Origin of the sequence: Streptomyces clavifer, from assembly GCF_036345975.1 — a bacterium.
Taxonomy (GTDB): domain Bacteria; phylum Actinomycetota; class Actinomycetes; order Streptomycetales; family Streptomycetaceae; genus Streptomyces; species Streptomyces clavifer.
On record NZ_CP107793.1, the window covers coordinates 3223364 to 3240913 of the forward strand.

Genomic DNA, 17550 nt, shown 5'->3' on the forward strand with positions numbered 1-17550 from the left:
GCGTATGGGCGGAAGATGAGCGTCCGGTTAACTTCGTACTCATACAACCCCATTAACGAGGTTTGCGAGCAACCGTTGAACGATGACATGTCCCGAAAGGCCCTGTTGAGGCGTGAACTCCTCGCCGCGCGAAGGCTTCTGACTCCTGAAGACGTCAGGGACGCCGCCGCGGTTCTCTCCGCCGTCGCATCGGACCTCCCGGAGCTGGCCTCGGCCCGGACCGTGGCGGCGTACGTGTCCGTGGGGCGCGAGCCCGGCACGCACGTGCTCCTGGACGTGCTGCGCGCCCGGGGTGTAAGGGTGCTGCTGCCGGTGCTCCTGCCGGACAACGACCTGGACTGGGCCGCGTACGAGGGCCCGGAGCATCTCGCCCCCGCCGGGCGGGGCCTGCTGGAGCCGGTCGGTGTACGGCTGGGTCCCGAAGCGGTCGTCGCCGCCGACGTGGTGCTGCTGCCCGGACTCGCCGTGGACCGGCGCGGGATGCGGCTGGGCCGCGGCGGGGGCAGCTACGACAGGGTGCTGGCCCGGCTGGCGGCGGCCGGGGCCCACCCGGCCCTCGTCGTCCTGCTGTACGACGACGAGGTGGTCGCACAGGTTCCGGAGGAACCGCACGACCACCCCGTGGACGCCGCTGTCACACCTGCCGGGGCGCGGCACTTCGCACCCCGGGGGCCCGCCTAGGGTTTCTTGAGCGTCAGGGTGTCGACCGTGGACTCGCCGACCGCGTCGGACCCGAAGGACCAGTCGAGCAGGTCACCGTCGACCCACTTGTCGGTCTGATCGGTGTAGTGCGCGCTGAACGCGTGCCCCGAGGCGCCCGTGAGGTTGATCCAGCGGGACTTGTCCCACTCCCCGACGTTGACGACCATGCGCATCGACGGAACCCAGATCACGTCGTAGCCGCCCGCCGCGTTCCAGCCGGTGGCGTTGACCGCCGCCTCGCCGCCGCCGAGGTGCCACGGACCCCGGTTGAGGGCCCGCTGCAGCAGGTCGGGGCCCTCCTTGCCGAGCGTCTGGTTGCGCAGGGTCAGCTGGTGCAGCCGGCCCCAGCTCCAGGTGCTGATGTCCTTGCCCAGCTCGGCGGTCAGCTCCCAGCGGGCGTCCTTCATGGCGCGGGCGAAGAGCTGGTCGCGGTTCTCGATCGCCTCGTCGCGCCCCTGGGCGGGCACCTTCCACCACTCGTTGTCCGTGTCGTCGAGGATGGAGTTCACGACCTCGTACCAGCGGTCGCCGCCGTCCGGCTGCGCCGTGGCGGGGTCGCGCTGACCGCACTCCCGCACACGCTTGGTCTGCTCGTCCACCGGCCCGGTGCTGGTGGCGGGCAGCACGCTGAGGCAGTCGCCCTTGGCGCGGAGCTCCTTGGGGAGTTTGTTGCCGAAGGCCAGCTTGAGGATGTTGCGCCAGACGCCGTTGAAGTACGCGGCGGCGGCGGAGTCGGGCTCCTGGGTGTAGTCCCAGCCCTCCAGCAGCTTCTGGGCCTCGCGGACGCTCTCGTCGGAGATGCCGATCTTCAGCAGCGTCGGGACCAGCTCCGCGGCGATCGCGCTCTGGTTGTCCATCTGCATCGTCTGCATGTCGTCGGTGGAGATCTTCTCGCCGCGCTTGATCTTCTCCCCGATGAGGTCGTTGATCCGCTGGCTGCGGGCGCCGTAGCCCCAGTCCTTCGTGAGCATGTGGTCGTACGAGTCGTCGATGACGGCCTGGTTGGCGGTGACGATGTAGCCGCGCTCGGGGTTGTACTCGAACGGCAGCTCGTCGAACGGGACCGGCTCCTTCTCCCAGCCGTAGTCCGACGTCCAGCCAGGACTCGGCATCGTGCCGTCGCCCTTGACGCGGACGGGGATCTTGCCCGGGGCCTGGTAGCCGATGTTGCCCTCGGTGTCCGCGTAGATGAGGTTCTGCGAGGGCACCTCGAAGTGCTCGGCGGCCGCCTGGAACGTCTTGAAGTCCTTGGCCCGGTTGAGCTCGAAGACCGCGTCCATCGACTTGCCGGGGTCCAGCGCGGTCCACTTGAGCGCGACCGCGTAGCCGTCACCGCGGTCCGGGGCGGAGTTGGTGACCGGCGCCTTCTTGCCGACCTTCGCCATCTCACTGCTGCGGTCGGAGACCAGCGGCCCGTTGTTGGTCTCCCGGACGGTGATCTTCCGGCTCCTGCCGCCGGCGACCTTGATGGTCTCCTCACGGCTGACGAAGGGCTCGGTCTTGCCGTCGTACTGGTAGCCGTCCGCCGAGACCTTCTCCAGGAAGAGGTCGGTGACGTCGGCGCCGAGGTTGGTGAAGCCCCAGGCGATGTCCTGGTTGTGACCGATGATCACACCGGGCATCCCGGAGAACGTGTAACCGGCGGTGTCGTACCGGCAGGTCTCCGAGACCTCACGGCAGTGCAGCCCCATCTGGTACCAGAGCGAGGGCAGCATGGGCGCCAGGTGCGGGTCGTTGGCCAGCAGGGGCTTGTCGGTGGTCGTGTGCGTCCCGGAGACGACCCAGGAGTTCGATCCGATGCCGTTGCCGTTGGGACCGAGCAGGGCCGGGATCTCGTCGAGGGTGTCGGAGAGCGCGGAGAGCTGCGTGTTCAGGCCCTCGGTCGCACCCTCGACGGTCTCCTCACCGATGCCGTCCGACGGTTCGGCGTCGGGATCGAACGCGCCGGTGACCGGGGAGACCCCGCCCTGCTCGACGATCGGCTTGTTCTTGTCGAACGGATAGTCCGGGTAGAGGCTTTTGATCTGCTTCGTGCTGAGCCTGCTGGTCATCAGCGAGCGGTCGATCTCGTCCTGCATGTTCCCGCGCAGGTCCCAGGCCATCGCCTTCAGCCAGGCGACCGAGTCGACCGGGGTCCACTCGGTGGGCTTGTAGTCGTTGGTCAGGCCGAGGGCCGCGTACTCGACGGAGATGTCCTTGCCGTCCTTGCCCTCGAGATACGCGTTCACCCCCTCCGCATACGACTGGAGGTTCTTCTTGGTGTCCTCGTCGAGCTTTGTGTCGTACTCCTTCTGCGCGACCTTGCGCCATCCCAGCGTGCGCAGGAAGGCGTCGGTCTCCACCTGGCCGGAGCCGAACATCTCGGAGAGCCGGCCCGACGTCATGTGGCGGCGGACGTCCATCTCCCAGAAACGGTCCTGGGCCTGGACGAAGCCCTGGGCGCGGAAGAGGTCGCTGTCGGAGTCCGCGTAGATCTGCGGGATCCCGTAACTGTCGCGTTTGACGTCGACGTTGCCGGTCAGACCCTTGAGTTCTATGGAGCCGGTGGTCTGCGGGTACGAGGCCCGGACCGTGGATACGGACCAGAACGCGCCGTAACCGACACCCGCGACAAGCGCCAGCACCAGGACGATCACGAACAGGCGGGCGCGTCGCCCCTTCTTCCTGCCGGGCTTCTTCGCATCGGAAGAACCGGAAGGGGCGGTTGTGTTGGCGGGCATCGCTGTCCTTCGAGGGGCAGGGTGGTCCTGGGCGTGCTGGAGCAACCATAGGCGCCCCGCCCGAGCCACTCGGACGCGGTATGGGGATGCATCCATTTGCGCAGTCCCCGTACGAACACTCGAACGCGTCAAGGAAACGTTAAAGATTAGGTAAGGTAACGAAGTACTGGCCTTCCGGAGATCGATCCGGAAGGCGTACGCAGGGAAGGAACGGACCCTGACCGTCCACGCGCTCAACGAACTTCTGCTCGTCTGCTCGCTCGTCCTGCTGGTCGCCGTCGCGGCCGTACGCATCTCGTCCCGCAGCGGGCTCCCCAGCCTGCTCCTGTACCTCGGCATCGGCATCGCCATGGGCCAGGACGGCATCTTCGACGTCAAGTTCGACAACGCCGAGCTGACCCAGGTGATCGGCTACGCCGCCCTGGTCGTCATCCTGGCCGAGGGCGGCCTGGGCACGAAGTGGAAAGAAGTCAAACCCGCACTGCCGGCGGCAGCCATGCTGTCGACCGTCGGCGTGGGCATCAGCGTGGGCGTCACCGCGAGCGCGGCGCACTATCTCGTCGGCCTCGACTGGCGACAGGCCCTGATCATCGGCGCCGTCGTCTCCTCCACCGACGCCGCGGCCGTCTTCTCCGTACTGCGCAGGGTCCCGCTCCCCTCCCGGATCACCGGTGTACTGGAGGCCGAGTCCGGCTTCAACGACGCCCCCGTCGTCATCCTGGTCGTGGCGTTCTCCGCCGTCGGCCCGGTGGAGCACTGGTACGTGCTCGTCGGCGAGATAGCCCTGGAGCTGGCCATCGGGGCGGCCATCGGCCTGGCGGTGGGCTGGCTCGGCGCCTTGGGACTGCGTCACGTGGCACTTCCCGCGTCCGGCCTCTACCCGATCGCCGTCATGGCCATCGCCGTCTCCGCGTACGCGGCGGGCGCCATGGTCCACGGCAGTGGGTTCCTGGCCGTCTACCTGGCCGCGATGATCCTCGGCAACTCCAAGCTGCCGCACTGGCCGGCCACCCGGGGCTTCGCGGACGGGCTCGGCTGGCTGGCGCAGATCGGCATGTTCGTCCTGCTCGGCCTGCTGGTCACCCCGCACGACCTCATCGACGACTTCTGGCCCGCCGTGGTCGTGGGGCTGGTACTCACGGCCGTCGCCCGGCCCTTGTCCGTCTTCATCAGCCTCGCGCCGTTCCGTCTGCCGCGGCGCGAGAAGGCCCTCATGTCCTGGGCGGGGCTGCGCGGCGCCGTCCCCATCATCCTGGCCACCATCCCCATGGTGTCCGGGATCGAGGGCAGCACCCGGGTCTTCAACATCGTCTTCGTGCTCGTCGTCGTCTACACGCTGATCCAGGGTCCGACCCTGCCCTGGCTCGCCAGGGCGCTGAAGATCTCGGACGACCCGTCCGAGGCCGCGGACCTGGGCATCGAGTCGGCGCCCCTGGAGCGGCTGCGCGGGCACCTGCTGTCCGTCTCCATCCCGGGGAAGTCGAAGATGCACGGCGTGGAGGTCGCCGAGCTGCGGCTGCCCTCCGGAGCCGCCGTCACCCTCGTCGTCCGGGACGGGAAGAGCTTCGTCCCCGCCCCGTCCACCGTGCTCCGGCGCGGGGACGAGCTCCTGGTGGTCGCGACCGATCCGGTGCGTGACGCGGCGGAGGCGCGGCTGCGGGCGGTCGGCGAGGGCGGCAAGCTGGCCGGCTGGCTGGGGACGGGCGGCCGCGGCCGCCCGGACAGCGGCCGCGCGTCGGACGCGCCGCAGGTGAAGAAGCTGGCCAAGAAGCTGGGCAGGGGTGGCGAGGGACAGCCGGGCGGTGCGCAGGGGGGTGCGCCGGGGAGCTCATCGGGTGGCGCCCCGGGCGACACGAGGGCACACCACTGATCAGAGGTGGTGATGCGAACCTCGGGCGCAATCACAGGCACACCGGTAGCGGTGCCTGTAAGATGAAGGACTGCTCCACATGATCCACCCAGTGATCCACCCGTATTGATCTTGATCGACCAACTCTGCCTGATGCAGAGCTGGCGCGACCGTATGGCGGTCGTGGCGTCCTTTCGCCTCTGCAGCGAGCGCCCGGCATCTACCGCAGTTCCGCGCGAAGAGGACAGCTCTCGGCAGCTCCCGGCCGAGCCCGCACCCCGGTGCGGTGCCGCGCAGGGGAGCACGGCCACCAGGCGGCAGAAAGGCAAGGACCGTGGCGTCCACGGTCTCCGACCGCCCCGGTTACGGGCAGTTGCTGCGCACCCCCGGTGCGTGGACCTTCCTCCTTCCGGGCTTCGCGGCCCGGCAGCCCTTCGCGATGCTGACCATCGGCATCGTGCTCCTGGTTCAGCACACCACCGGCTCGTACGGCAGCGCGGGCGCCGTGGCGGCCGTGTCCGGTGTCTCGATGGCGCTGTTCGCTCCGCAGAGCGGCAGGCTCGCCGACCGTTTCGGCCAGCGTTCCGTGCTCGTGCCCGGCGTACTGGTGCACGCCGCTTCCGTCGGCGTGCTCACGGCGCTCGCGCTGGCGGACGCGCCCCTCTGGGTGTTGTTCCTGGCAGCGGTGCCCACCGGCGCCTCCATCCCGCAGGTCGGACCGATGGTCCGGGCCCGCTGGGCGGCCACGCTCGGTGCCGCTCCGGGGCGGCCGGCCTCCCCGCTGATGTCCACTGCTGCCGCCTTCGAGTCCGTGACGGATGAATTCACCTTCGTCGTGGGACCGGTGCTGGCGACGGCGCTGTGCACCGGCGTGCACCCGGCGGCCGGTCTGATCGCCGAGGGTGCGCTGACGCTCGTCGGCGGCCTCCTGTTCGCCGCCCAGCGCGCCACCCAGCCCGCGCCCCGCAGCGCCGCGACGGCCGCCGAGCCGCACCGCTCGGCCCTCTCCGTACCCGGCGTCCGCGTCCTCGCGATCACCTTCCTGGGCATCGGCGCCGTCTTCGGCGGCATGCAGGTCTCCCTGACGGCGTTCTCCGAGGAGATCGGCCGCCCCGGCGTCAACGGCCTGCTGTACGGGGTCTTCGCGGCCGGCAACATGCTGGCGGGGATCGCCTGCGGGGCCATCGCCTGGAAGAGCAGCCCCCGCCGCCGCCTGATCGTCGGGTACGTGGCCCTGACCCTGACCGCTTCCGGACTCTGGGCGGTGCACTCCGTGCCGCTGCTGGCCGGACTGGGCCTGCTGGTCGGGCTCTGCATCGCCCCCGCGCTGATCAGCGGCTACACGCTGGTCGAGGACCTGGTGCCGGCGTCCGCCCGGACGGAGGCCTTCACCTGGCTGACCGGCGCGGTGGCGCTGGGCCAGGCGGCCGCCGTCACGGTGTCCGGACAGCTCGCCGACGCACATGGTGCGAGCACCGGTTTCGTGGTGCCGCTGATCGGTACGGCACTGGCCCTGGTGACCCTGCTGGCCCTGCGTTCGCGGCTGACACCGAGGCTCCAGGGACGGACCGTGGCGCGTGGGATCGGTCACCGCGAGCCGGTCACGGTGGACTGATGGCTCGGAATACGTCAGTATGGACCGTCGTTAGCACTCATTGAGTGAGAGTGCCAGGAGGATCAAGTGCCGACCTATCAGTACCAGTGCACCGAGTGCGGCGAGGGCCTCGAGGCGGTGCAGAAGTTCACCGATGATGCCCTGACCGTGTGCCCGAACTGCGAAGGACGCCTCAAGAAGGTGTTCTCGGCGGTCGGCATCGTCTTCAAGGGTTCCGGTTTCTACCGGAACGACAGCCGCGGCTCCTCGTCGAGCAGCACGCCGGCCACGTCGTCCGCGAAGGCGTCCGGTTCCGCTTCCACCACGCCGTCCACGTCGGGATCGGACTCGAAGCCGACCGCTTCGACGTCGTCCTCGGCGTCGCCCTCTCCGGCGAGTTCCTCGTCGGGCGGTACGTCGGCGGCCTGAGGCCGAGCACGTACCTCATACGCTTCACCGGGACCCCGCTGATCCACTCGGCGGGGTCCCGGTCGCGCGTGCCCGGTTAGTGTGACCGCATGGTGAACGCAGAAACGGGTACAGCGGATATCGGCGTGATCGGCGGATCGGGCTTCTACTCCTTCCTGGAGGACGTGACCGAGGTCCAGGTGGACACCCCGTACGGGGCTCCGAGCGACTCCCTCTTCCTGGGCGAGATCGCGGGCCGCAGGGTGGCTTTCCTGCCGCGTCACGGACGCGGCCACCACCTTCCGCCGCACCGCATCAACTACCGCGCCAACCTCTGGGCCCTGCGCTCCGTCGGCGTACGGCAGGTGCTGGGCCCGTGTGCCGTCGGCGGCCTGCGTCCGGAGTACGGGCCGGGCACCCTGCTCGTACCGGATCAGCTGGTGGACCGCACCAAGGCCCGTACGCAGACCTACTACGACGGGGAGACCAGGTCGGACGGGGTAGAGCCGAACGTCGTGCACCTCGGCTTCGCCGACCCGTACTGTCCGGAGGGGCGCAAGGCGGCCCTCGCCGCGGCCCGCGGACGCGACTGGGACCCGGTGGATGGCGGCACGCTGGTCGTGGTCGAGGGGCCGCGCTTCTCGACCCGTGCGGAATCGCGATGGCACGCGGCCATGGGCTGGTCCGTGGTCGGGATGACGGGGCACCCCGAAGCGGTCCTCGCCCGTGAACTGGGGCTCTGCTACACGACGCTGACGCTGGTGACGGACCTCGACGCGGGCGCCGAGGCCGGTGAGGGTGTCAACCACGGCGACGTGCTGAAGGTGTTCGCCGCCAATGTGGACCGGCTGCGGTCGGTGCTGTTCGACGCGGTGGCCACGCTGCCCGCGACCGCGGACCGTGACTGCATCTGCGTGCACGCCCTGGACGGGATCCACACGGGGGTGGACCTCCCTTAGCTCCACGGCCCGGCGTCGGGCTCGCACGGCTCGGCGCCGGGCGGGCGCGGCTCGGCGTCGGGCGGGCGCGGCTCGGCGCCGGGCGGGCGCGGCCAACTGTCGGGCTCGCCCGGCCAGCTGTTCGGGTCCGCGCGGCCCGGTGCTCGTCGGTTCGCACAGCCAGGGGCACTCGGCTCGACCGGTCCGCATCCGGACCGCGCCGTCCTCCGTCCGCATGCCTCGGCGCCTCGACTGTGCGGCTCCCCCGCTTCTCGTAGGGGTGGCCGAGTTGTCCACAAGCGGTGGACTGTCCACAGGGCCGTGCGGGAAGTGCGCAGGCAGGGGATCGTGGGGGCAGTGCGGCGGGAATCCCGCGGAACTCCCCCTCACGTATGTCGTCCACGCTTTCCCCTGCACATCCTTGTGCGCCTCCTCGTGCGGATGTCCGTTGCGGATCTCCCTCGTGGACTTTCCTCACGGCAGGTGGTGTTGGCCATGTTTCCGTCGGTGCCTGATACACGTCCCGTGCCTCCCCCGCCTTGCGGGGTCCCGCTCTTCGCGCCCCTGCGGGTGCGCGGCGGTGGTGGCCGACGACTGCGGCGGGTGCTGCGCGGGCAGCGCCGCGCCCTGGCGGCGGGCTTCGCCCTGGCCTCCGCGGTGCTCGCCGTCCCGGGTCTGGTTGATGCCCGCGGGCCGGGCGGTGGAGCCGTCGTCACGGGCAGCGGTGCGCCGCCGGGGCCGGAGCGGCAGGCCGTGCGGCTGGTGTCCGCGCCGGTGCGGATCGCGGACGCGGCGACGGTCGGGCTGCTGAGGCCGGGTGACCGCGTCGATGTGATCGCCGCGCGCGAGGGGGACGGCGAATCCCGGGTGGTGGCGAAGGACGTGCGGGTGACGGCGGTGCCGGGCGGCGCGGCACACGCGGAAGCGGCCTTCACCGAACCGGACGGCGGGCCCGGCCCGGGAGGTGGCGCCCTCGTGGTCCTGTCCGTGGAGCGGGGGACCGCCGTGGCCCTGGCCGGAGCCGGCGCCTCAGGGCGGCTCGCGGTGGCGGTGTCCCATGGAGTGCAGAAGTGATGGGCCGTCAACTCGCCCCAGCAGGACAGCCCGATTGGGCAGTGCGCCCTTCAACCACCTTTCGTGACGGGGCCGTTCGCTCCGCTCACACTTCCTGCCGCGGAGATTCATGCATGAGCGGGAAGAGGTCAGCCCGTAGGAACGTTCAGAGCCTTACTGACGCGCGGCAACGTAAGCGGTATCGCGGGCGCGGTCGTCATCGGTGCCGCGTTCACCCACGTGGTGAAGACGGACGGCGTCGAGATCCTTCGGGGCCCGGTGCTCAGCACCGCCCTCCCCTTGCTGTTCACGGCTGCCGTCGTCTACTTCCCGCTGGTGATGCCCAGGCCGAGTACCTCGCCGGGCGGGCGGCAACGCGGGCCGCGAAGGAGGGAGAGCGGGAGACGCTGGAGGTGGAGGCGCTGACCGAGATCCGCGACGCCCTCGGGCGGCGCGGCATGGCATCGGCCCGCACGCCGCCCGCCGGGATCAGATGTGGTGGGGTGGCTTCTCGTCGAGGAAGCGGGTCAGATCGGCGGCGCTGCCGCCGGCCGGAGCCCGCTCGCCCCACCCCTGGTCCGTGTCGTCCGAGGACTGCCGGTCCAGCGGATCATCGAAGACGAGAGCAGGCCTGGGCCTGGTCTCCTGCGGCGTCGGCTCCTGCCGCTGCGGCGGCTTCGCATCTCGCGGTCCGGAGGCGGGGGCGGTACTCATGCCTCCAGGATACGGCGACGCTCAGCGGTCCTTCGGATCGAGCCGCCACAGCCCGAGGACCACGAGGAACGACAGGCAGAGGAAGCCGGCCCCCCACCAAGCCGTTCCGGTGTTGCCCTCCATCCATGCGTCGATCAGCACCGTCAGCCCCCAGAGCTGCCCGACGACCACCGTCATAGCCAGTACGAGCCGCGCGGTCAGCTTCGAGGAGCGCTCGGGTTCCTGGTCCGTACCCGCTCCGGGGCCGGGGCCCGTGTGCCGCACCCGGGGGTCTCCGTAGCCGCTGGTGGCCCGGATCTGCGGGTAGCGCTCGTGCACGGGGCGGTTCAGCTCCGGGCTCGCACTGCCCGGGTGATAGACGGGATACGGGTCTCCGGCGGGCCGCGCGGACTGCACCGGCCGAGGCGTCTGTGAGGAGCGGAGGTGCTCCGGGCCGTGCTGGTCCTGCTCGATCCCCGGGTCCTGCTGCTTCTTCAGGTCCCGCTGGTGATCCGGGTTCTCGGGGTGCTGCTGGGGTCCGGTCATGATCGCCCTCCTCCGGCCCCGGCTTCCCCGGCCGTGGCCCCGGGTGCCGGGACGCCCGGGGTGACGGCGGACGCCGGGTCCGCGCGGGGAGGTGCCTCCGCACCGCCCCGGGTGCCGGGGCAGCCGATCCGGGCGGCGAGGTCGGGGCGGTCCTCGCCGATCTGGCGGCACAGTCCCTGCTCGATGCTCTCGCCGGAGCGGGTGGTGCCCACGGCCCAGATACTGCCGTCGGTCTGCTCGGTGAGCGCAACTTTCGGCAGTCCGCGCGGCGGCGGGCCCGCGGTGACCTCTCCCGTACGGGCGTCGAAGACGCCTTCGTGGCACGGGCAGTAGAGCTCTCCCTCCGAACCCCGGTCCTTGCGCCAGAGCACCGCGCAGGCGAGGTGGGTGCAGACGGCGGAGTAGCCGACGAGCGTGCCGTCGTCGAGCCGTACGGCGACGGCCCGGTCCTCGTCCCCGGGGTAGCGGAAGGCGAGGGATTCGCCGGGCGTCAGCTGCGTGGCGATCCGCTTCGGCGCCGGCGGCTCACCGTCCTCCTCGTCGCCGTGCCGGTGCAGGATCCCGGCCGCCACTCCCAGACCGCCGAGCGCGAGGCCACCGGAGACGGTGGTCACGATCCGGAGGTAGTCACGCCGGGTGGTGAGCGAGTCCGCGGCGATCCTGTCGTGCAGTGCCTCCCGCGGGTCGCCGCCGGAGTTCCGGTCGCTGCCGGGCTGTTGTTCGGTGACGCTCATCGGCGGACGTCCTTACCGTTGATCTCGACGACGGGGAGCCCGCCCGGTACGGGCCACTGGACCCGCTCCGCGGGTACGACCATCGCCACACCGGTGCGGACCTCGCTCTCGCCGAAGACGAAGGTGTCCGCCACCTGGACTCCGGGGCGTTCTGCCCGGAGCTCCTCGGCCGTTCCGTAGAAGAGCGCTCCGGTCGGGCAGACCGTGGCGCACATCGGGGCGAGTCCGTAGGCGGTGCGGTCGTAGCAGAGGTTGCACTTCATCTGCAGCTTTGCCCGGAGGTCGATCTTCGGGACGCCGAAGGGGCAGGCGTTGACGCAGTTGGCGCAGCCGATGCAGCGCGTGGTGTCGGCCTGCTGCACCACACCGTCCGCCGTGACCAGGATCGCGTCGGCCGGACAGACCTCGGCGCAGGGGGCGACCGGGTCCTCGCAGTGCATGCAGACCGTCGGAAGGGCGGCGACGGAGTGGCCCTCGTCGGTGTAGTCGAGGTGGATCATGGACTTGCCGCGGTGCGAGTCGCATTCCCGGCAGGCGGAGACACAGGCCTGGCAGCCGATGCAGCGCCCCGGGTCGATGAACATCGTTCTGCCCATCATCCGGGCATCAGCTCCTCTCCGAGGTGCCACGGCCCTGCGGGGCCGAGGGGGGCAGCGGATCGGTACGCGAGACCTGGGTCTCGGGGTAGGCCACGTGGCCGGGTGCGACGGGAGGTGCGGGCACCTCGTCGATCTTCTCGGCGTGCTCGATGCGGCAGGCGCACACCTTGTACTCGGGAATCTTGGAGCGGGGGTCGAGGGCGTCGATGGTGAGGGCGTTCGCAGCGGTGGGGACCGGCCAGTGGTACGGCACGAACACGGTGTCGGGGCGGATCGCCTCGGTGACGAGGGCGGGGAAGACCGCACTGCCGCGCCGGGTGACGACGCGTACGGGTTCGCCGTTGCGGAAGCCGTGGGAGGGATGCACCTCGGCCCAGGGCCGCGGGGTCTGTTCGACGAGGGCACCCAACCGACGGGTCTGGTTCCCGGACAGGAAGTGGGCGACGGTGCGTCCCGTGGTGAGCGACATGGGGTGCTCGTCGTCGTACGGGTCCATCGGCGGATGCCATTCGACGGCCTGCATGTGGATCCTGCCGTCGGGGTGGTACGTCTTCCCGTCCTCGAAGAGGCGCGGGGTGCCCGGGTGGTCGGTGGTGGGGCACGGCCAGGCGATTCCGCCGGTCTCCTCCAGGCGCTCGTAGGTGATGCCGTAGTAGTCGTTGACGGTCCCGGCGGAGGCGGCCCGCAGTTCGTCGAAGACCGCGCGGGAGTCGGCGAACGCGAACTTGTCGCCCGCTCCGAGGCGGCGGGCGAGTTCGCAGATCACCCAGGTGTCGGTCCGTACGCCGGGGGGCGGGTCCTGCGCCTTGTTGTGCTTGACCACGCGGGCTTCGGCGTTGGCCATCACGCCCTCGTCCTCGGCCCACACCGTGACGGGGAAGACGACGTGCGCGTTGGCGGCGGTCTCGGAGAGGAAGAAGTCGAACTGGGCGTGGAATTCGGCGGTGTCGTACCCGTCCTTGACCACGGCGTAGTGGGGGAGCGAGACGAAGGGGTTGTTGCAGATGCCGATCAGACCGCGGATCTCACGGCGCTGCATCTGCCAGACCATTTCCATCATCGACGTGCCGGCGGTCGGGAGTTCCGACTCCTCGATGCCCCAGATCTCGCAGATCTGACGCCGGTGCTCCTCGTTGAGGATCGAGCGGCCGCCGGGGAGGAGGTCGGACTTCTGGCCGTGTTCGCGGCCGCCCTGGCCGTTGCCCTGGCCGGTGATGGTGCCGTAACCGGCGCCCGGTTTGCCGATGTGGCCGGTGGCGGTGCAGAGGTTGATCACCGTGAGGCAGTTCTCGACGCCCTGGGAGTGGTGCTCGATGCCCCGGGCGTGCCAGGCCATGGCCTTGGGCGCGCGTGCGAACGTACGGGCGACCTGGACGATCTGCTCGGCCGGGACACCGCAGATGTCGGCGGTGCGGGACGGCGGATACTCGGCGGCCTTGGCCCGGACCTCGTCCCAGCCCGTTGCGTGGGCGGCGAGGTACGCCTCGTCGGTGAGGCCTTCGGCGATGACCACGTTGAGCACGGAGTTGAAGAAGGCCGAGTCGGTGCCCGGCCTGAGTGCGACGTGGATGTCGGCGGTGCGGGCGATCGCCGTCTCGCGCGGGTCGATCACGATCAGGCTGGCGCCCCGGTCCCGGGCGCCCCAGACGTACTGGGTCATCACAGGAAAGCACTCGCCGACGTTGGAGCCGGCGATCAGCAGGCAGTCGGTCAGCAGGATGTCGGAGAAGGGGTTACCCGCCCGGTCGATGCCGAAGGCGAGCTTGTTGGCGCCCGCGGCGCTGACCATGCAGAGACGGCCGTTGTAGTCGACGTGCCGGGTCCTGAGCGCGACGCGGGCGAATTTGCCGACCAGATAGGTCTTCTCGGAGTAGAGGCTGGCACCGCCGAGGAGTCCGAAGGCGTCGTTCCCGTATGCCTGCTGGATGCGCCTGATCTCGGAGACGGTGAAGTCGAGCGCCTCGTCCCAGGAGACCTCGCGGAGTTTCTCGTCGCGGGAGCGGCGCATGAGGGGCGCGGTGAGCCGGTCGGGGTGGTTGACCTGCTGGTAGGCGTTGATGCCCTTGGGGCAGAGCCGCATGCGGTTGATGTCGTGGTTGCGGGGCTCCACTCCGAAGACCTTGCCGCCCTTGTCGACCCGCAGATACATCCCGCACTGGACGCCGCAGAAACAGCAGTGGGTGGGGACGAGCGTCTCGCCGTTCTGGTCGGCGTGCCACCGGTCCGCCGGGATCCCTCCGGCGTCCCGGAATCCACGGGTTCCCGGGGGTGCGAGGGAGGGGTCGAGGGGGACGGCCGCCCGGCGGTCGGCTGCGCGTGGATCCGCGGTCACTTGAAGCCCTTCTTGACCTGGGAGAGATAGGCGCTGCCGCGCAGCACCCGCTTGCACCGCGGGCAGTACTCGGCCCATGCGTCGAAGCCGAGGTCGAGGTCGCGCATGGTGCCGCGCAGGTTCTCGACGTACGGACCCGTGTCGACGGGTTCCTCGCAGCGGCGGCACGCGAAGACCTGGTCGTCCTGGCGCCCCGTGTACTTGAAGAGCTGCATGCCGACCGCGGCCGGGCGCTGCACGATGTGGAAGAACTTCCCGAACGGGATGTAGATGAGGGTGAAGACCACCGACACCATGTGGAGGATGGCCAGGAACTCGTAGCCGCCGCCGTGCAGGAAGAGCGAGGAGAAGGTCAGCAGCAGACCCGTCACGGAGATGACGATCAGCGCGAGCAGCGGAACCATGTCATACGCGAAGCGCTGGCCGGTGATGGCGCCGCGGTCCTTCATCCGGCGCCAGAGGAAGTACGAGGCACCGGGGATGACGAGCACGGCCGCGACGTCCAGGCCGTGGAACATCAGCCAGCCGATGATGTTCAGCGAGTCGAAGCCGAGGATCTTGAAGCCCCAGACGCGCATCTCGTAGCCGGGCCCCGAGCCGGTGCTCGAGGTGAAGGTGAACCAGCCCCAGGTCAGTGGGAACGTGATCAGGGACGCGAGGATGCAGCCCCAGAAGATCAGTTGGTGTGCGGCCCAGCGTGCGTGCGACCGGGCACCGAGGAACTTCTGGAAGCCCAGGTAGGTGGCGGCCATCTTCGGCAGGGCGGTCGGAGCCCTGCGGAAGTTCTCGGCGGAGAACAGGCTGCGCCGGCCCTGGACGAAGAGCCGCCGGGCTCCGGGGGCGGAGATCCAGACCGTGTAGCGGTAGGCGACTCCGAAGGCCAGGAAGACGGTGGCCACGGCGTACGGGAGGAGGGCCGAGTCGAAGTTGCGCAGCAGGCGGCTGCCGAACACGATCGCCAGGATCAGCAGCGCGGAGACGATGACACCGGCCAGGGTCGCCCGGCCGGTGACGGAGCGCGGAACGGCCGCGGCGGCCCGCGCCGCGACGCCGGAGCCCGGGCCTCGCTTCCGGCCGCCGGCCTCGCCGGTGGGACCGGCGGAGGCGCCGGGATCGGGTTGCTCGGCCGCTGGCGCTTCTGGTGGCTCGGTCACCCGGCCACCGTAGGGTCGTAAGGAGTGCTTGGTCCCGTTATGGGCACCGGTGGGGTGAGCGCGTCGCCCAGGTGGCCCGCAGCCGGGTGCCGCAGGGCGATACAACGGGCGGGCACGGGGACGGGCGGGCACGGGCGGGCACGGGGACGGGCGGGCCGCGGAACTTCGGACACACCGGGCCTCCCCGCCCTCGCCCGCCCCGCCGGGAAACAGGACACGCCCGCCCGCCCGGGCAGCGGTACCTTCGCGGGGCACCGCATCACCGCACACCCACGAGGAGTTGGCCATGACCGAGGACCCGCGCCCTTCGGGACCGCTGGACGCGCTGACCGACGTGGACGGGATCCGGGTCGGCCACGCCCGGGTGCCCGGCGAGGGCGCGCTGAGCGGGACCACCGTCGTCCTCGCACCCGTGGGCGGTGCGGTAGCCGCCGTGGACGTCCGCGGGGGCGGACCCGGCACGAGGGAGACGGACGCACTCGATCCGCGCAACCTGGTGCAGCGGGTGGACGCCGTCGTGCTCACCGGTGGCAGCGCGTACGGGCTGGACGCCGCGTCCGGTGTGATGGCCTGGCTGGAGGAGCAGGGGCGCGGGGTCCCGGTCGGCCCCGACCCCTCCCAGGTGGTGCCGGTCGTACCGGCCGCCTGCCTCTTCGATCTGGGCCGCGGCGGCGACTGGCGGGCCCGCCCCGACGCCTCGACCGGCCGGGCCGCCGTGGAGGCGGCCGCCTCCACGGCGGCGGGGGCGCCCGTCGCCGAGGGCACGGTGGGGGCGGGCACGGGTGCGGTCGCCGGACAGGTCAAGGGTGGAATCGGCACGGCGAGTGTGCGACTTCCCTCCGGGACCACGGTCGCGGCGCTGGCCGCGGTGAACGCGGCAGGATCCGTGATCGATCCGCGGACCGGGGTGCTGTACGGGGAGTACGGCGCGGGGGAGCCGCCCGTACACCCCGCTCCCGAGGTTCACGAGGCCGCCGCCCTGCGGCTGGCCGGGATGCGGGACGCGAAGGGCGGCCGGCCCTTCAACACGACGCTCGGGGTCGTCGCCACGGACGCGGCCCTCACCCGCGCCCAGGCGCAGAAGCTCGCGGGTACGGCGCACGACGGGCTGGCGCGCGCCGTCCGTCCGGTCCATCTGATGTCCGACGGGGACACCGTCTTCACCCTGGCGACCGGCTGCCGGCCGTTGCCGCCGGAACCCGTGGCCGAGCTGAACGACATCCTGGCAGCAGGCGCGGATGTCCTGGCCCGCGCCATCGTGAAGGCCGTCCGGGCCGCCCGGGGGGTCGACGGCCCCGGGGGCGCCTTCCCCTCGTACGGCGACCTCTACGGCACTCCGTGACGAGGCCGGGAACTTTCTGCGTGCGAGGTACGTTTTTTGCTAACCCCGGTCACGATGTCAGACCCAGGGACTACGTTATGCACGCATCGGGTAACACGCGGCAACGGCCTGGAGACAGCACCTTGAGCGATCCGTACGAGACAACCGAGCAGCACCTCGAGCGACTCCTGCGATGCGCCCTCAACTCCTTCGACCTGTCCGACACCACGGTCGACCGGCTCGGGACGGCCCTGGCGCACAGCAGTGCCCTGCATTCGTCCCATCACAGTGCCGTTCTGCACCGTGAGACCTACCGGCACACGTATCTACTCACCGACGGCACCGCGCTCACCCTGTGGGAGCTGGTGCACGGCGGCGGCCGGGACCCCTCGGTCCCCCGCCGCCACGAGCTGTACGACGACGAGGGCGAGGCGCAGATCGCCGCCGCACGTCTCGCGGGCACCTTCTGGGACACCCCGGCCTTCGGCGACGAGGGTCTGCGGGGGGACCTGGACGTCCTCACGCTCCTGATGGCGGTCCCTCCGGTCCCGGCCCCCCGCGTGTACGCCCCGGACAATTCGGCGGACCACGCCCGCCGGGTCCTGCGCCGCGCGGAGAACACCGACCGGCCGGGCGCCGACACGGCCGGGCTGCTCCGGGCGGCCTTCGCCCACCACATCACGCAGATCTTCGGCCGCCAGTTCCGCGTCGACGGCCGGGACGCCGGATTCACGCTCTACGAGCACGCCTTCCTGCTCCTGGACGGCAGCGAGACCAGCCTGTGGGAGGTCGAGCACACGGCGACGCCCGACGGCCGCCACATGTGCGAGGTGTACGGGGACGAGGACACCGCACGCCGCGCCATGGAGAACCGCACCAGGATCTGCTGATCGGCGCGGCCGCCGGA

At 70.8% G+C, this 17550-nt stretch carries 15 protein-coding genes; 8 read left to right on the forward strand and 7 right to left on the reverse strand.

Going from position 1 to position 17550, the window contains the following annotated elements:
* Window positions 1–87: 87 nt before the first annotated feature.
* Window positions 88–681 carry a 5-formyltetrahydrofolate cyclo-ligase gene (locus tag OG927_RS13825; RefSeq protein ID WP_330320235.1) on the forward strand — a complete coding sequence of 198 codons (594 nt, stop codon included), beginning with the start codon at window positions 88–90 and terminating at the stop codon, window positions 679–681.
* Here OG927_RS13825 and OG927_RS13830 read toward each other — a convergent pair.
* Window positions 678–3422, reverse strand: coding sequence for a penicillin acylase family protein (locus OG927_RS13830; RefSeq protein ID WP_056799309.1), 2745 nt, complete (start codon window positions 3420–3422; stop codon window positions 678–680). The two genes, OG927_RS13825 and OG927_RS13830, sit on opposite strands and share 4 nt — an antisense overlap.
* A gap of 244 nt (window positions 3423–3666) precedes the next feature.
* Here OG927_RS13830 and OG927_RS13835 point away from each other — a divergent pair, with 244 nt between their 5' ends.
* From OG927_RS13835 to OG927_RS13855, 5 genes are all read left to right on the forward strand, one after another.
* Window positions 3667–5292, forward strand: coding sequence for a potassium/proton antiporter (locus tag OG927_RS13835; protein ID WP_241191949.1), 1626 nt, complete (start codon window positions 3667–3669; stop codon window positions 5290–5292).
* Window positions 5293–5605: 313 nt separating this feature from the next.
* Window positions 5606–6886, forward strand: coding sequence for an MFS transporter (locus OG927_RS13840; protein WP_056799316.1), 1281 nt, complete (start codon window positions 5606–5608; stop codon window positions 6884–6886).
* 66 nt (window positions 6887–6952) lie between these two features.
* Window positions 6953–7294, forward strand: a complete 342-nt coding sequence (locus OG927_RS13845; RefSeq protein ID WP_079099334.1) for an FmdB family zinc ribbon protein — start codon at window positions 6953–6955, stop codon at window positions 7292–7294.
* Window positions 7295–7383: 89 nt separating this feature from the next.
* Window positions 7384–8232: an S-methyl-5'-thioadenosine phosphorylase gene (locus OG927_RS13850; protein ID WP_056799321.1), complete on the forward strand. Its 849-nt coding sequence runs from the start codon at window positions 7384–7386 to the stop codon at window positions 8230–8232.
* A gap of 474 nt (window positions 8233–8706) precedes the next feature.
* Window positions 8707–9285, forward strand: a complete 579-nt coding sequence (locus OG927_RS13855) for an RcpC/CpaB family pilus assembly protein (protein ID WP_330320236.1) — start codon at window positions 8707–8709, stop codon at window positions 9283–9285.
* A 468-nt stretch (window positions 9286–9753) separates the two neighbouring features.
* On the opposite strand, the gene OG927_RS13860 is transcribed toward OG927_RS13855, so the two are convergent.
* The 6 genes from OG927_RS13860 to OG927_RS13885 form a co-directional block, all read right to left on the reverse strand.
* On the reverse strand, window positions 9754–9978 hold the full coding sequence (locus OG927_RS13860) for a hypothetical protein (RefSeq protein ID WP_124282068.1): 225 nt from the start codon (window positions 9976–9978) through the stop codon (window positions 9754–9756).
* A 21-nt stretch (window positions 9979–9999) separates the two neighbouring features.
* Complete coding sequence (locus OG927_RS13865) at window positions 10000–10374, reverse strand: hypothetical protein (RefSeq protein WP_056799631.1); 375 nt, start codon at window positions 10372–10374, stop codon at window positions 10000–10002.
* Between the two features lie 125 nt (window positions 10375–10499).
* Window positions 10500–11237 (reverse strand): QcrA and Rieske domain-containing protein, encoded by a 738-nt coding sequence (locus OG927_RS13870; protein WP_056799324.1) that lies wholly within the window; start codon window positions 11235–11237, stop codon window positions 10500–10502.
* On the reverse strand, window positions 11234–11836 hold the full coding sequence (locus tag OG927_RS13875) for a 4Fe-4S dicluster domain-containing protein (RefSeq protein ID WP_124282067.1): 603 nt from the start codon (window positions 11834–11836) through the stop codon (window positions 11234–11236). Before OG927_RS13875 ends, OG927_RS13870 begins: the two co-directional genes overlap by 4 nt.
* 7 nt (window positions 11837–11843) lie before the next feature.
* A complete protein-coding gene (locus OG927_RS13880; RefSeq protein ID WP_330320238.1) occupies window positions 11844–14168 on the reverse strand; it encodes a molybdopterin oxidoreductase family protein in 2325 nt (774 codons plus the stop codon).
* Entirely contained in the window at window positions 14165–15322 is a 1158-nt protein-coding gene (locus OG927_RS13885) for an MFS transporter (RefSeq protein ID WP_330320239.1), read from the reverse strand. The genes OG927_RS13880 and OG927_RS13885 overlap by 4 nt, the downstream gene beginning before the upstream one ends.
* Window positions 15323–15608: 286 nt before the next feature.
* On the opposite strand from OG927_RS13885, the gene OG927_RS13890 reads away from it, so the two are divergent.
* On the forward strand, window positions 15609–16664 hold the full coding sequence (locus tag OG927_RS13890; protein WP_330320240.1) for a P1 family peptidase: 1056 nt from the start codon (window positions 15609–15611) through the stop codon (window positions 16662–16664).
* Window positions 16665–16786: 122 nt separating this feature from the next.
* On the forward strand, window positions 16787–17533 hold the full coding sequence (locus tag OG927_RS13895; protein ID WP_056799338.1) for a DUF6227 family protein: 747 nt from the start codon (window positions 16787–16789) through the stop codon (window positions 17531–17533).
* The last annotated feature ends 17 nt before the right edge of the window (window positions 17534–17550 follow it).

Excerpts from the sequence above, each read along its gene's own strand:
- OG927_RS13825 (WP_330320235.1), top strand. The coding sequence starts at position 88 with ATGTCCCGAAAGGCCCTGTTGAGGCGTGAACTCCTCGCCGCGCGAAGG.
- OG927_RS13875 (WP_124282067.1), bottom strand. The coding sequence starts at position 11,836 with ATGATGGGCAGAACGATGTTCATCGACCCGGGGCGCTGCATCGGCTGC.
- OG927_RS13855 (WP_330320236.1), top strand. The coding sequence starts at position 8,707 with ATGTTTCCGTCGGTGCCTGATACACGTCCCGTGCCTCCCCCGCCTTGC.
- OG927_RS13890 (WP_330320240.1), top strand. The coding sequence starts at position 15,609 with ATGACCGAGGACCCGCGCCCTTCGGGACCGCTGGACGCGCTGACCGAC.
- OG927_RS13850 (WP_056799321.1), top strand. The coding sequence starts at position 7,384 with ATGGTGAACGCAGAAACGGGTACAGCGGATATCGGCGTGATCGGCGGA.
- OG927_RS13860 (WP_124282068.1), bottom strand. The coding sequence starts at position 9,978 with ATGAGTACCGCCCCCGCCTCCGGACCGCGAGATGCGAAGCCGCCGCAG.
- OG927_RS13870 (WP_056799324.1), bottom strand. The coding sequence starts at position 11,237 with ATGAGCGTCACCGAACAACAGCCCGGCAGCGACCGGAACTCCGGCGGC.
- OG927_RS13830 (WP_056799309.1), bottom strand. The coding sequence starts at position 3,422 with ATGCCCGCCAACACAACCGCCCCTTCCGGTTCTTCCGATGCGAAGAAG.